General features: G+C 41.0%; 15 protein-coding genes. 9 read left to right on the top strand and 6 right to left on the bottom strand.

All coding sequences use genetic code 11. The features are described from left to right. The first annotated feature begins 134 nt into the window (after positions 1 to 134). The 3 genes from P6N53_RS09530 (at position 135) to P6N53_RS09520 (ending at position 3,282) form a co-directional block, all read left to right on the top strand. Positions 135 to 1,799, top strand: a complete 1,665-nt coding sequence (locus P6N53_RS09530) for a ribonuclease J (RefSeq protein WP_304542612.1) — start codon at positions 135 to 137, stop codon at positions 1,797 to 1,799. A 437-nt stretch (positions 1,800 to 2,236) separates the two neighbouring features. Further along, entirely contained in the window at positions 2,237 to 3,079 is an 843-nt protein-coding gene (locus P6N53_RS09525; protein WP_373323027.1) for a ClpP family protease, read from the top strand. Next, positions 3,076 to 3,282: a YlzJ-like family protein gene (locus P6N53_RS09520; protein WP_304542610.1), complete on the top strand. Its 207-nt coding sequence runs from the start codon at positions 3,076 to 3,078 to the stop codon at positions 3,280 to 3,282. Before P6N53_RS09525 ends, P6N53_RS09520 begins: the two co-directional genes overlap by 4 nt. 54 nt (positions 3,283 to 3,336) lie before the next feature. Here P6N53_RS09520 and P6N53_RS09515 read toward each other — a convergent pair whose 3' ends face one another. After that, positions 3,337 to 3,774: a spore coat protein gene (locus tag P6N53_RS09515; RefSeq protein ID WP_304542609.1), complete on the bottom strand. Its 438-nt coding sequence runs from the start codon at positions 3,772 to 3,774 to the stop codon at positions 3,337 to 3,339. Positions 3,775 to 3,792: 18 nt separating this feature from the next. Then, positions 3,793 to 4,005, bottom strand: coding sequence for a hypothetical protein (locus P6N53_RS09510; RefSeq protein ID WP_304542608.1), 213 nt, complete (start codon positions 4,003 to 4,005; stop codon positions 3,793 to 3,795). A 161-nt stretch (positions 4,006 to 4,166) separates the two neighbouring features. Here P6N53_RS09510 and P6N53_RS09505 point away from each other — a divergent pair, with 161 nt between their 5' ends. From P6N53_RS09505 to P6N53_RS09495, 3 genes are all read left to right on the top strand, one after another. Beyond that, entirely contained in the window at positions 4,167 to 6,476 is a 2,310-nt protein-coding gene (locus tag P6N53_RS09505) for an FtsK/SpoIIIE family DNA translocase (protein ID WP_304542607.1), read from the top strand. A 104-nt stretch (positions 6,477 to 6,580) separates the two neighbouring features. Then, positions 6,581 to 7,636: a tRNA 2-selenouridine(34) synthase MnmH gene (gene mnmH / locus P6N53_RS09500; RefSeq protein ID WP_304542606.1), complete on the top strand. Its 1,056-nt coding sequence runs from the start codon at positions 6,581 to 6,583 to the stop codon at positions 7,634 to 7,636. Between the two features lie 17 nt (positions 7,637 to 7,653). Next, a complete protein-coding gene (locus P6N53_RS09495; protein ID WP_304542605.1) occupies positions 7,654 to 8,403 on the top strand; it encodes a helix-turn-helix domain-containing protein in 750 nt (249 codons plus the stop codon). Positions 8,404 to 8,841: 438 nt separating this feature from the next. On the opposite strand, the gene P6N53_RS09490 is transcribed toward P6N53_RS09495, so the two are convergent. The 4 genes from P6N53_RS09490 to P6N53_RS09475 form a co-directional block, all read right to left on the bottom strand. Beyond that, positions 8,842 to 9,048 carry a hypothetical protein gene (locus P6N53_RS09490; protein WP_304542604.1) on the bottom strand — a complete coding sequence of 69 codons (207 nt, stop codon included), beginning with the start codon at positions 9,046 to 9,048 and terminating at the stop codon, positions 8,842 to 8,844. Between the two features lie 101 nt (positions 9,049 to 9,149). Beyond that, positions 9,150 to 9,308 carry a hypothetical protein gene (locus tag P6N53_RS09485; protein WP_304542603.1) on the bottom strand — a complete coding sequence of 53 codons (159 nt, stop codon included), beginning with the start codon at positions 9,306 to 9,308 and terminating at the stop codon, positions 9,150 to 9,152. Positions 9,309 to 9,395: 87 nt separating this feature from the next. Next, positions 9,396 to 9,668, bottom strand: a complete 273-nt coding sequence (locus tag P6N53_RS09480) for a hypothetical protein (protein ID WP_304542602.1) — start codon at positions 9,666 to 9,668, stop codon at positions 9,396 to 9,398. Positions 9,669 to 9,824: 156 nt separating this feature from the next. Further along, a complete protein-coding gene (locus P6N53_RS09475; RefSeq protein WP_304542601.1) occupies positions 9,825 to 10,400 on the bottom strand; it encodes a DNA-processing protein DprA in 576 nt (191 codons plus the stop codon). 113 nt (positions 10,401 to 10,513) lie between these two features. Here P6N53_RS09475 and P6N53_RS09470 point away from each other — a divergent pair, with 113 nt between their 5' ends. From P6N53_RS09470 to pgsA, 3 genes are read left to right on the top strand one after another with little or no spacing between them, the layout of a single operon-like run. Then, positions 10,514 to 11,014, top strand: a complete 501-nt coding sequence (locus P6N53_RS09470; protein ID WP_304542600.1) for a YajQ family cyclic di-GMP-binding protein — start codon at positions 10,514 to 10,516, stop codon at positions 11,012 to 11,014. Positions 11,015 to 11,057: 43 nt separating this feature from the next. Beyond that, a complete protein-coding gene (gene rimO / locus P6N53_RS09465) occupies positions 11,058 to 12,392 on the top strand; it encodes a 30S ribosomal protein S12 methylthiotransferase RimO (RefSeq protein ID WP_304542599.1) in 1,335 nt (444 codons plus the stop codon). Beyond that, positions 12,389 to 12,934 carry a CDP-diacylglycerol--glycerol-3-phosphate 3-phosphatidyltransferase gene (gene pgsA, locus P6N53_RS09460; RefSeq protein WP_304542598.1) on the top strand — a complete coding sequence of 182 codons (546 nt, stop codon included), beginning with the start codon at positions 12,389 to 12,391 and terminating at the stop codon, positions 12,932 to 12,934. Before rimO ends, pgsA begins: the two co-directional genes overlap by 4 nt. Positions 12,935 to 12,937: the final 3 nt, after the last annotated feature.

The raw sequence follows: 12,937 nt of genomic DNA, 5'->3' as shown, positions 1-12,937 counted from the left end.
TTAATGCGTAGGTTCTGAACGGTTTCACAGAACACAGCAAATGAGAATATTTCCCCGCCTTCTCCTAGTTTCTCACCCTGATAATTATTCATTTCAACATAATTTCACTTTTTTTTAAAGTAGGAGGTGCGGTATTGGCAAAAGAACCAAAATTAGCTGTAATCCCCTTAGGAGGATTAGGCGAGATCGGTAAAAATATGACTGCGGTGAGATTTGGGGATAATATTGTACTCATTGACTGTGGTTTAATGTTTCCTGAAGAGGAAATGTTGGGGATTGACATTGTAATCCCAGATATTAGTTATCTCTTGGAAAATAAGGAATATGTACGAGGTATTTTGCTTACTCACGGTCATGAAGACCATATTGGTGCTTTGCCCTATGTACTTAGGCAAATAAATGTACCTGTTTATGGATCTAAATTGGCCCTTGGCTTGGTGCACGGAAAACTAAAGGAACATCATATGGTTGATCAAGTTCACCTGCAGACGGTTAAACCAAGGGATATTATCCAGATAGGTCCCTTTAAGGTGGAGTTTATCAGAGTTTCTCATAGTATTCCTGATGCCATGGCTCTGGCTATACATACTCCTGTGGGAACACTGCTGCATACAGGCGACTTTAAGATTGACCAAACCCCGGTTGACGGTGAAGTAATAGATCTGCATAAATTTGCTGCCCTGGGAGAAAAGGGTGTGCTGGTAATGATGTCTGACAGCACAAATGTTGAGCGTCCTGGTTATACTATGTCTGAACGGGTTGTGGGCAATACATTTGACGAAACCTTTCGACATGCCAAGGAAAGGATAATTATTGCCACCTTTGCTTCCAATGTTCATCGTTTACAACAGGCAATTTTAGTTGCTCATAAATACGAGCGACATGTGGCTGTGGTGGGCAGAAGTATGGTTAATGTAATGACTGTAGCCAGTGAATTGGGTTACCTAAATATTCCTGAAGGAACCTTGATTGAATTGGATGAAGCTGCAAGATTACCTAAGAATAAGGTGGTACTGTTAACAACAGGCAGTCAAGGTGAACCAATGTCGGCACTAACCCGTATAGCCATGTCAGATCATCGGCAGGTAGATATTATGCCGGGAGACACGGTGATTATTTCTGCTACCCCTATTCCTGGTAATGAAAAATTGGTTGCTCGAATTATTGACCAACTTTTTAAACTGGGGGCTAAGGTTATCTATGAAGGTGCCTCAGGAATTCACGTTTCTGGACACCCAAGCCAAGAGGAATTAAAACTAATGCTTAATTTAGTTAAACCTAAGTTCTTTATCCCAGTCCATGGTGAGTACAGAATGCTGAAGAGACATGCTGAATTAGCCAGGGATTTAGGTATTCCAACTGAGAATACGTTTGTGGCCGAAAATGGACAAGTCTTAGAGTTTACCCGCAAATATGGTCGCATGGCGGGAAGGGTGACCTCGGGCAAGGTTTTGGTGGACGGACTTGGTGTAGGTGATGTAGGCAATATCGTCCTACGGGATAGAAAACAGCTATCCCAGGATGGTATTTTGATTGTAGTGGTCACCATGAGTAAAGAGAATAACCAGGTACTGGCGGGACCAGATATTGTATCAAGAGGTTTTGTTTACGTTCGGGAGTCGGAAATCTTAATGGAAGAGGCTAAGGTTAAGGTTAAAGCAGCCTTAGAAAGATGTAGCAGCCGGGGAATATGTGAGTGGGCTGCAATAAAATCCCAGGTTAGAGATGACTTGGGCAAGTTTTTATACGAAAGAACTAGGAGAAGGCCAATGATCTTACCAATCATCATGGAAGTGTAGTAAAAGCTTCCGCCTATAGGGCGGGAGCTTTTGCAGACTTTTGAAAAGGTACACCTGGGTTTTAATAATCCCGAACAGCGACATTCGGAGCAGTGGATACAGCGCTTCGCGAAGCTGAGGATGCGAAAATGGGTGCCCGGACATGGACGTCCGGGCAAGCCTGAGGTAAACACGATGTTTACTCGAAGGCGGCCCATTTTCGCTCGAAGAGAGCGTTTAGCGCTGCCCGCTGCGGAGAGAGGAGTCGTGAGGGATTATTAAAACCCGAAGATAGGTAGTTTCTCAACGCTAAGAAGCTTCCGCCTAAAGGACGGGAGCTTTTCTATCTTTATATAATCTATCAATATAAGCTAAGATTTTCAAAAGTATGTTTCGATACTAATTCTTTATTCCATACATTATGCTGGCGACATAAAAGCATACTAAAGTAAATAGTGATGGAGATCAACAATAAGGAGTGGAATCTTGTGACAGAAATAGTCAAAAACGATAACCCTGGAGCAGTACCCGGTAACCCAAACGTTGAGCCGCCGGGAGCAATACCGACACCTCAAACTGCGCCGGGTGTTCCAGGAAATCCACCAAAACGCATAATGGGTCAATCCAGGGGAACCTTGGAAAGTATTAAGGAGTTGGGGACACCTGCAGTACCAGAGGTAAAGAGCAATATTCATTGCGTAACTATAGTTGGCCAAATTGAGGGCCATATTATTCTTCCAGGGCAAAACAAAACAACAAAGTATGAACATGTAATCCCCCAATTAGTGGCCATTGAACAATCTGATGAGGTTGAAGGAGTAGTATTGATACTCAATACAGTGGGTGGTGATGTGGAGGCTGGTCTAGCTATTGCCGAAGTGGTGGCAACCATGACTAAACCAACTGTTACCTTGGTGCTGGGTGGAGGACATTCCATTGGTGTACCAATCGCAGTAAGCGGCAGATACAGCTTTATTGCACCAACTGCTTCAATGACCATACATCCCATAAGACTTAACGGGTTGGTTATTGGTGTTCCCCAAACCTATGAATATTTAGACAAAATGCAAGATAGGGTAATAAGATTTGTAACTCAGCACTCTAGGGTAACGGAGGAGTGTTTTAGAGAACTGATGTTTAGAACAGGTGAATTAGCAAGGGATATTGGAACAGTGATGATTGGCAAGGATGCAGTGGAGTGTGGACTTATCGACGAAATTGGCGGCATTGGTCAGGCCCTTGAAAAATTAAAACAGCTGATAGAGGAAAATAGACAGCAAAAGGGGGTTCCTCTGCAATGATTTTATGGACACCCTTGCCTGCTGAACAGGTCTTAGATGGACTCGAAGAAAATAGCTATTTGAATTATGAGCAATCAGAAGTGGAGGGCGTTCCGGTTTTACTTGAGAAGATTGGGGATGGACAAAAAAGGGTTGTCCGCATTAACAGTTCAAATCCCGAGCATTATCTCAATCAAAATGTATATCCAGGTCTGATCACCTAAAAATTCAAAATATAATAAATTAGTCGGCACCGTGGGGTGCCGACTAATTTATGTTTAGCGATTATAGTTCTGTTGTTGTCCTAATCCCTGGTATTGTAATTGCTGCTGCTGGTTAACGGAATTGGTCATTCCCTGACCAAAATCCATTGTGTTATAATAGGTCGGTGCTTGAATACCCTGCTGTTGAGCTTGCTGATGATGAATGCTCATCATGCTCTGCTGAATTTCATTGCTCAAATTGTGCAAACCACTTTGAACCTTGCTAATCATGCTTTGATCAGCCATCATGGGTTGATGCCAGCCATATTGATTGGCTAGATCATATAATTGCTTTTGCTCAGCAAAGGTACGATCTAGTACATTGATATAGTCTTGACGCAGTTGCTGGTCACTTGTCTCAAGAATTTTTTGAGTAAGGCAGGTGGCATCCCACTTTAATTGGTTGATCATGGACATACAAAGGTTTTTATCTGTTACTTGGTCCTGTTTCATATAAATGTGCCTCCTTTCTTATTGCATATTCCCGATATTCATGTGCTGGGATAAAAGCTGGTAACAACTCATACGGCTTCTAGCCATATCTTGGCACATTCTTTGGAGTTGGGGATCAGTGCATTCCCTGGCAAAGTGGTTAAACTGGCCAACCAAATTAGTCTCTAACATAAGATGTGCCTGTAAGTCAATTAATTCCCTGGTAGTAATTTGCCCTTTAGCATGTGGCAAGGTAGTAGCCTCCTTTCTTAAATTAGGAATATTTAACTATCCTGTGTTAATATGATTAATAATGGTGAAAATTATGCACTTTTATATCAGTAACTGAGAGGGCAGAGCCAAAAGGATTTTGGAAATTTCTGTAGTATATATTACAAAGGAGGTGCCTGACATTGGAGTTTCTTAAAAAACTAAAGGATGACCTAAAATATGAAATATTTGGTATTCTCCTGGTTTCTGCCTCTGTATTAGGACTTATTAGTTTCGCAGATACGCCCCTTGGAGCAGTGGGAGGATTTGTAGGCAGAGTAATCAAGGGGTTATTTGGAACCTTTGGTGGTATTACATTAATGGTGTTCTTATCGATGTTTGGTATAAAGCTCATCGTTGAGAGGGGACGTACGCCAGTAAACATAAAAGCCTACGGTGCAATTTTGATATTTATAATTGCCCTAACCACATTAAGTCTTATGACTCCCATGGAAAATACTTTTCTAGAAGTACTTATGACAATTGTAGATCCCGTTAAAGCCAGTGAAGGAGGTGGGCTAATCGGTTCAATTATGGCATTTTTAATGCTGCAGTCCTTTGGACAGGCAGGTACTTACATATTGCTCACCTCAGGATTTGTAGTGGGAATATTGCTGATGACTAACCTTTCTGTTTCAGTTATGGCCAGAAAAACCACCTCAAAAGTTAAGACATCTATTAAGGGTACGGGAAGCAGATTAAATAACTTCCTGTTTACAGATGTTGAGGAGGATTCTAAGTCACGTAAAAATAGCCTTGAGGATACCTTGCCTCCTGGAGCTGTAATTATCAATAATTCCGAGGGTAAGGTGCAATTTATGGATAGCACAAACGATATTGAAAAATACCCCTTGGCAGATACTTTAGAAAGAACAGGACCAATAGATCTTACTTGTGAACTTAAATCCGAAGAGGGAATATTACCTGAAAAATTAGGCGAAAAGGAACACTGGGAGGAAGACGAAAACGTTTCCTATACCCAAATGTCCTTAAACGATATTACCGCCTTTAAGCTGCCGCCATTGTCATTATTGTCTCGTCCCTTAAGGGGCAATAAGAATATTTCAAGTGCTAAAGATATTACTGATAATATTTCCAAGCTTGAAGAAACATTAGACAACTTTAGTATCAAAGCAAAGGTAACTCAGGTTTCCAGGGGACCAGCCATTACACGCTATGAGATACAGCCCCCGGCAGGTGTTAAGGTAAGCAGAATTGTAAGCCTGGCTGATGATATTGCCCTTGCCATGGCTGCACCGGATGTTAGAATTGAGGCTCCCATTCCGGGGAAGGCAGCGGTAGGCATTGAGGTACCCAACAGAGAAATCTCCATGGTTAATTTGAGGGACCTCCTTGAATCCAAGGAATTTGGCGGAGCCCAATCCAGGTTAACTGTCGCCCTCGGAAAAGATATTGCGGGTACACCTATTCTGGCGGATCTAACAAAAATGCCGCACCTTTTAATTGCAGGTGCCACAGGAGCAGGAAAAAGTGTATGCATTAACACCTTGATTGCCAGTATCTTATTTAAGGCAACACCAGAGGAAGTTAAATTTTTAATGATTGACCCTAAAATGGTGGAGTTAGCAACCTATAATGGAATTCCCCACCTGGTATCTCCAGTTGTTACTAACCCTAAAAAGGCTGCTACTTCACTTAGATGGGCTGTTAGGGAGATGGAGAAAAGATACGAATTATTTGCCAATGCAGGGGTGCGTGATATTGGTAGATATAATAGCCTCTTTAATGATAAGGACCCAGGTCCAGGTCAAAAGAAATTACCCCTCATTGTTGTAATCATCGACGAGTTAGCAGATTTAATGATGGTTGCACCGGCTGATGTGGAAGATGCCATCTGCAGATTGGCACAAATGGCCAGGGCTGCCGGTATTCACTTGGTGGTAGCTACCCAACGTCCCTCAGTTGATGTAATAACCGGCCTTATTAAGGCCAATATTCCCTCCCGGATATCCTTTGCGGTGTCTTCTCAGGTAGACTCCCGGACAATTCTGGATATGGCTGGGGCTGAAAAGCTCTTAGGTAAGGGAGATATGCTGTTTTTCCCGGTGGGTGCATCTAAACCATTAAGGGTTCAAGGAGCATATTTATCGGATCGTGAGGTAGAAGATGTTGTGAATTTCTTAAAGAAACAATCGGAGCCTACCTATGACGAGTCAGTTGCTAAGGAAGAACCAAAGGAGCAAGTAGAACAGGAGGTAGAAGATGAACTACTATCCGAGGCAGTTAGAATATTGATTGAAACTGGTCATGCCTCTATTTCTATGCTCCAGCGACGGCTGCACATTGGCTATGCCAGGGCTGCTCGACTAATTGATATCATGGAAAAGAAAGGTATTGTAGGTGGATATGAAGGTAGCAAACCCAGAGCCATCTTAATGACTATGGAACAATACCTTCAGACATTTAAAGGGAAAAAAACACCCGGTCAATAGAATTATCGATTGTTCCAAAGTTGATCTTCCACTAATCACATGCTATACTGTCGTTGCAATACAGGATAGGCAGAAGAATAGATGTCGGCAAGGATGTAAAGATTATGCTAAAGGATATTCCAATTATAGAAGCACTCAAATTAGAGAATGCATGTTTGATAGATTTGCGTTCTGAAGGAGAATTTGAAGATGGCTCAATTCCCGGAGCAGTAAATATACCATTATTTAACAATGAGGAAAGGGCTAAAGTAGGTACCGTTTATAAACAAATTGGCACTGCAGAGGCTAAGGCGTTAGGACTTGAAATTGCAGGACCTAAAGGACCAAAGCTGTTCCAACAGATAAGTAATCTGGCCAATGAAAAAAAGGTTTTACTATTTTGTTGGCGTGGAGGTATGAGAAGCAAATATACCTGGGCCGTGATGAATTCCCTCGGGCTAGATGTATGCCGAATTCAGGGCGGGTACAAGGCTTATCGAAGGTATGTTCATGGCTATCTGGACAGGGAAGCCATTCCTCACAAAAGTATTGTTTTATGTGGTCTTACGGGAGTTGGCAAGACATTGGTATTAAATAGGTTAGCTGATATGGGACTACCTATTCTGGATCTTGAACATATAGCAAGACACAGAGGGTCGGCCTATGGTAAAATTGGCCTGCCACCATCACCTTCCCAAAAGGATTTTGAGGCTGAAGCTGTCAAGGCTCTTGTTTCAGCAGAGGCAGCTGGTGTTGTTTTTGTTGAGTGCGAAAGTAGAAGAGTGGGTAAACTAATTGTGCCGGCTTCGGTAATGAATTCTATGGGTGGCGGATACAAAATTCTTCTTTATACTGATTTACATACACGTGTCCAGAGAATAATTGATGAATATACTGTGGGACCTGATAGTAATATCGAAGAATTACAAAAATGCACCAGTATGCTAAGAAAATCTTTAGGTACTAACAAAGTGGAAGAGTTAAATGAAAAGTTAGCCCAAAGGAATTTTGAAGAGGTATTTAGCTTTCTATTATCAAGTTATTATGACCCATTATATAAATATCCGGACAAACCTAGTGATAGCTATAGTCTATCTGTTGACTGCACTAATATTGAGGAATGCTCTATGAGAATAGCGGAGTGGGTTAAAACTTTACCTGAGTATGGTGTCCCATTGTGAAACGGAGGTGAAGGGCCATGCCTATTGGAGAAGCGTTAAGGAGCGCACGAATAGCAAAGGGGTATTCTTTCGAACACCTTGAGGAAGCCACTAAAATCAGGGCAAAATATCTTGAGGCTTTAGAAAACGAGAAATACGACGTTCTACCAGGACCAATTTATGCAAAGGCATTTCTACGAACCTATGCGAAATATCTTGGCTTAAATATCGATGAAATAATGTCTGAGTATAATAGTGGGCAGGAAGATACACCTGTTGTTGTTGAAAATAGGGTGAGTGAAGAAGCTACAAATCTTACAGCCTCTAAAAGATGGAGATATATTGTTGCAGGTTTTGCTGTGGTGGCATTAATAGGCATTAATGCTATTTATAACGCCGGAGCACGCCCCGAACAAAACAAGCCTGATGTACCAAGGGTTGTAGAAGGACAGCCAGGAGATGCTAACAACGCCGGTACACCGTCCTCCAATGGACAATCTCAGGGACCAGTCCAGCCTAATGATGGAGTAAGGGTGGTATTAAGGGTAACCGAAAATGAAAGTTGGATGCAAGTTGTTGCAGATGGAAATACAGTTTTCTCAGGACTGGTTGCCCCTGGTGAGATGAAAGATTTTCAGGCCAGGGAAAAAATATTCCTTCATGTAGGAAATGCCGGGGCAGTTGAGGCAAACGTAAATGGTCAGGATTTAGGGAAATTAGGCGAAAAGGGTAAAGTAGTTAAGAAAGACTTCTTTGCTGGTCAAACTCCAGAGGTGGATAGGGGTTAAGATAATTAAGAAGATTAGGGATTATATTTAGACCCTAATCTTCTTTTAACAATCTTTTGCATTTTGGGCAATGTTCTGGATTTCCTTGATAAAACTCTCCGCAATAATTACAGCGTTGAAACATTTCTGAAGTAACGTCTTGTGGTTTTCCCCTGGGAGGTTTTTGTCTCGACTTTAGGTTTGACTGCATTAAATATAGGGGTATTACCGCTGCAGGAACTAAAAACGTCCCTATGGCCCAGCGAAAAGAGGCAGGAAAAGTATATCCCTGATTGCGCGTGTCCCAAAAGATCCAAATGGCTCCTATCAAACCAAATACAATCCAAAGAATATGCAAGCTCATCACCTCGATTAAAGTTTCTACAGGAAGTGAATAAAATCCTTTTTGTGACTGGGATTATTGATCTATGGAAAAAGATAACCCGACCTATGGTCGGGTTAAAACTGGTCTTCCTGGGGCTCTTTTGTTTGAGGTACTTGCTCTGGATAGGACATGTTTTCTGTAAAGCCCATGCCACAATGCCTATCCATAGCCTTATAGGCTAATAATCCCATAGCAGCCAAAGAAACGGCATGAACTGCCCAAAAACCAGCATTTGGGTATCTCCAAGTACTATCTCGATAAATAATAATTATCACCCCCATTAAATTTATTAATCCTAGTTTGCCAAGGTGAAATTTATTTTACTCCGATATTTTCACAAAAAAACAGCTGCCTTTTAAGCAACTGTTAGATTGAAATTCTTTTAACGTTTTTTCTTTGGCTTTCTTCTAAACATACCCACAGCAAATAAGACTGCTCCGAATATTAGTATCCAGGACTGTTCGGGGAAAATGATACTTACGCCAATTAAGATAAAACCTATAGTACCAACAATAAATTTCCAGTCGTACTTTCTCTTCAACTCTTTTCAACCTTCCTTAGCCATTTTAAGAAAAAGTATACCACATTTAAATTAACTGACCAAGGATTTACAACATTCTTAATTTGCTTATCCAACCTCATCCTGAGGTATCAGTGTATGATTTGTATATTGATATTGAAAATCAATAGCTTCAGGAGAAAGGTAGTCAACAACATAGCTGGCAATTGTTTCAATATCTAGAGAACCGTTCACTGAGAGTTGAATCATTTTAAGATGTTTTTCTTCCAATGGAACAGTGTAATTGTTATATTCCAAGACTTGATCTACCAACATGGCTAACCATTCTAAGTCTATTATTTCCTCTAAGGATAATCTACGAACAACTAACAAATTAAGCACCTCCCAAGGTTTTTTCATATAATATAGAATAGTGAAAAAAATATCAAGTCATACTTAAATTATTTAAAAATTACAAATACTTATACAAATAATAAACTCGTCACATAGACGAGTTTATTATTCCCTATATAGATATAATCTAAAGATATGTTTCGGCTATTTTCTTATTATTACTTGATCATCCTTAAAAACTTTATAGCAGTTATTAACCTGCCTATAATGGTATAAGGATTTATTCATTTTTCTAGCCCAGTGAGCACAGTATTTTGTTCCACCTGTAATGATTCCTTCCGGGGGAAATGTACCTACCACAATAATTTTTTGGGAAAGAAGGGCTTGGGTTTTATCCCGGGCAATAAAGGTCCACTTTTTTGGAGTTTGCTCAGGTTTAAACTGGCTTACTAGACAACCGCCTGCTGCAACAATTTGTTCTGCCAGTTCGGTATTCTCCGGCGGGTACACAGGAGCAGAGAGACCATTGGGAAGGACGGCCACGGTGATTCCTCCACCTTCAAGGCACCCTTGGTGAGCGGCTGTATCAATACCCGTAGCTAGCCCTGATAGTACAACGATTCCTTTTTTTGCCGCCAGACGGGCAAGCTCGTAGGCAACTTGACAGTCTCGCTGATGCTGGGTCATCACAGTAGCCGGCACATTACTTAAAGGGGTTCTAGGCCCAATGATGGCTATGATGTTATAATCTACAGGAAAGCTACCATGAAAATGCAACACCTTAAGCAACTCCTAAAATATCTTGATCCTAGTATAACAAAAAAACCAAAGGATTTTTGACAACATTACCCATTGTGTTATAATTTAAAGAGTTTAGGTTGGGAGGTAAATAAATGTCTAAAGAAAATAGCTTTGATATTGTTAGTAAAGTTGATATGCAGGAAATTCTCAACGCAGTGAATCAAGCCACCAGGGAGATTGAAAACAGGTTTGATTTCAAGGGTAGTAAAAGTAGTATTAGCTTTGAGGGAAACCCGGAAATTACACTGGTAAGTGATGATGATTTTAAATTACGTAACGTTATAGATATATTGGAAGGTAAAATGGTTAAACGGGGGATTAATTTAAAGGCCCTGCGTTATGGAAAGGTTGAGCCTGCAGCCAGCAATACTGTTAAACAGGTAATAACCTTGGTACAGGGAATTGAGCAGGATATTGCCAAAAAGATTGTAAAACGAATTAAGGACAGTAAGGTAAAAGTGCAGGCATCCGTTCAAGGTGATCAGGTAAGGGTGTCAGGGAAAAATAGGGATGACTTACAGTCCGCTATTAATGTTATTAAAGAAATGGATTTAAATATTCCCGTTGAATTTACAAACTACAGAACATTTTAGTCATTTGACATAACGTCAACGAGAAATGAGAAAGGAAGCAGCTATGCCCACTAAAGTTGGATTCGTAAGTTTAGGCTGCCCTAAAAATCTGGTTGATTCTGAAGTAATGCTTGGCATTTTAAAGGATTCAGGATTTGAAATTACCAGTAAAGAAGAAAATGCCGATGTTTTAATAGTAAATACTTGTGGTTTTATTGAGCCGGCAAAGGAAGAGTCCATTCGTCATATTCTTGAGTTAGCAAAGTATAAAGAGGCTGGTAAATGTAAGGTGCTGGTGGTGGCAGGATGTTTAGCCCAAAGATATTCTTCAGAGCTTCTGGAAGAAATGCCTGAGATCGATGCCCTGGTTGGGCCGGAACATGTTCAGGAGATTTCAGATATAGTCAATAAGGCCTTGGGCCAAGAACGCATATCCCATATAAGCGAGCCACAATTCATTTATAATGAGCACTTACCAAGATTATTAAGCACACCTCATTATACTGCCTATGTAAAGGTAGCTGAAGGCTGTGATAATCGTTGTGCTTACTGTGCTATACCAGATATACGAGGTAAGTTTAGAAGCAGACCCATTGAGTCCATTGAAGTTGAAGTAAAAAACTTGGTAGCAAAGGGTGTTAAGGAAGTAATATTAATTGCCCAGGATACTACAAGGTATGGATTGGATTTATATGGCAAATACAGCCTTGATATACTGCTTAATAGGTTGGGGAAAGTCACAGGTCTCCGGTGGATACGTATAATGTATTGTTATCCAAACAGATTTACCAATGAATTAATTGATATAATTGCAGAAACTCCCACCATTTGTAAATATATTGACTTACCTATTCAGCATGCCAGTGACAAAATTCTTTCAGCCATGGGACGTCCGGTAAATCAAGAACAGATACGCAGCCTAGTAAAGGATCTTCGGAAAAAGATCCCAGGGGTTGTGCTCAGAACTTCATTTATTGTAGGTTTTCCCGGCGAATCTGAAAATGATTTTCAAGAGCTTCTTGCCTTTATGAAGGAAATGAAGTTTGACCGCGCCGGTGTATTTACCTACTCCCAGGAGGAAGGAACCCCGGCAGCAACCATGACGGATCAAATTTCTGATGATGTAAAACAAGAGCGCTACCATAGGGCCATGAGTTTGCAGAAGGACATAGCCCTGGCTCACAACCAGGCTAGGATAGGCCAGGTTTTAGAGGTACTGGTGGAGGAGTTAGTAGAGGGGTCCCGGAATATATATATTGGACGGTCATCATTAGATGCCCCGGAAATTGATGGGACTGTGGAGTTTTCGAGTCCAAGGGAATTGAGCGTGGGTGATATCGTAAAGGTAACAATAAACCGTGCTCTGGAGTATGATTTGATGGGAGAGTTGGCCCAATGAATCTACCAAACCGATTAACCCTGGCCAGAATCTTTTTAATTCCAGTTTTTCTGGCTGTGGTTACCATGAGAATAAAATATGGAGATTTTATTGCGGCAGCAGTATTTATACTTGCAGCCAGCACCGATGGGTTAGATGGCTATTTTGCCAGGAAGAATAAGCAGGTTACAACCCTGGGTAAGTTTATGGACCCCCTTGCTGATAAGCTTCTTGTTTCTGCAGCACTAATAGTTTTAGTGGAGCTCGATAAATTGGCCGCCTGGGTAGTAGTCATTATCATTGGACGTGAGTTTATGGTAACCGGCTTGAGGGCAATTGCAGCTTCCGAAGGGGTAGTTATATCAGCCAGTAAATTGGGGAAATGGAAAACTGTAACTCAGATTGTTGCCATTGTGGCTATGTTTTTACATACCTTTGCTATTCAAATATTTGGTTTTGACTTTGGTATGGTAGCCATGTCTGTTGCAGTATTCTTTACCATTTGGTCCGGAGCGGACTACATGAGTAAAGGTTGGCATTTATTAAAAAAGGGAGATTATTGACCG

Origin of the sequence: Desulforamulus aquiferis, from assembly GCF_030577015.1 — a bacterium.
GTDB classification, from domain to species: Bacteria; Bacillota; Desulfotomaculia; order Desulfotomaculales; family Desulfotomaculaceae; genus Desulfotomaculum; species Desulfotomaculum aquiferis.
Note: the sequence above shows the minus strand (reverse complement) of the source record. Positions and strands in the feature narration are given on the sequence as shown.

Excerpts from the sequence above, each read along its gene's own strand:
- P6N53_RS09495 (WP_304542605.1), top strand. The coding sequence starts at position 7,654 with ATGCCTATTGGAGAAGCGTTAAGGAGCGCACGAATAGCAAAGGGGTAT.
- P6N53_RS09515 (WP_304542609.1), bottom strand. The coding sequence starts at position 3,774 with ATGAAACAGGACCAAGTAACAGATAAAAACCTTTGTATGTCCATGATC.
- P6N53_RS09525 (WP_373323027.1), top strand. The coding sequence starts at position 2,237 with ATGGAGATCAACAATAAGGAGTGGAATCTTGTGACAGAAATAGTCAAA.
- P6N53_RS09520 (WP_304542610.1), top strand. The coding sequence starts at position 3,076 with ATGATTTTATGGACACCCTTGCCTGCTGAACAGGTCTTAGATGGACTC.
- P6N53_RS09470 (WP_304542600.1), top strand. The coding sequence starts at position 10,514 with ATGTCTAAAGAAAATAGCTTTGATATTGTTAGTAAAGTTGATATGCAG.
- pgsA (WP_304542598.1), top strand. The coding sequence starts at position 12,389 with ATGAATCTACCAAACCGATTAACCCTGGCCAGAATCTTTTTAATTCCA.
- mnmH (WP_304542606.1), top strand. The coding sequence starts at position 6,581 with ATGCTAAAGGATATTCCAATTATAGAAGCACTCAAATTAGAGAATGCA.
- P6N53_RS09490 (WP_304542604.1), bottom strand. The coding sequence starts at position 9,048 with ATGGGGGTGATAATTATTATTTATCGAGATAGTACTTGGAGATACCCA.
- rimO (WP_304542599.1), top strand. The coding sequence starts at position 11,058 with ATGCCCACTAAAGTTGGATTCGTAAGTTTAGGCTGCCCTAAAAATCTG.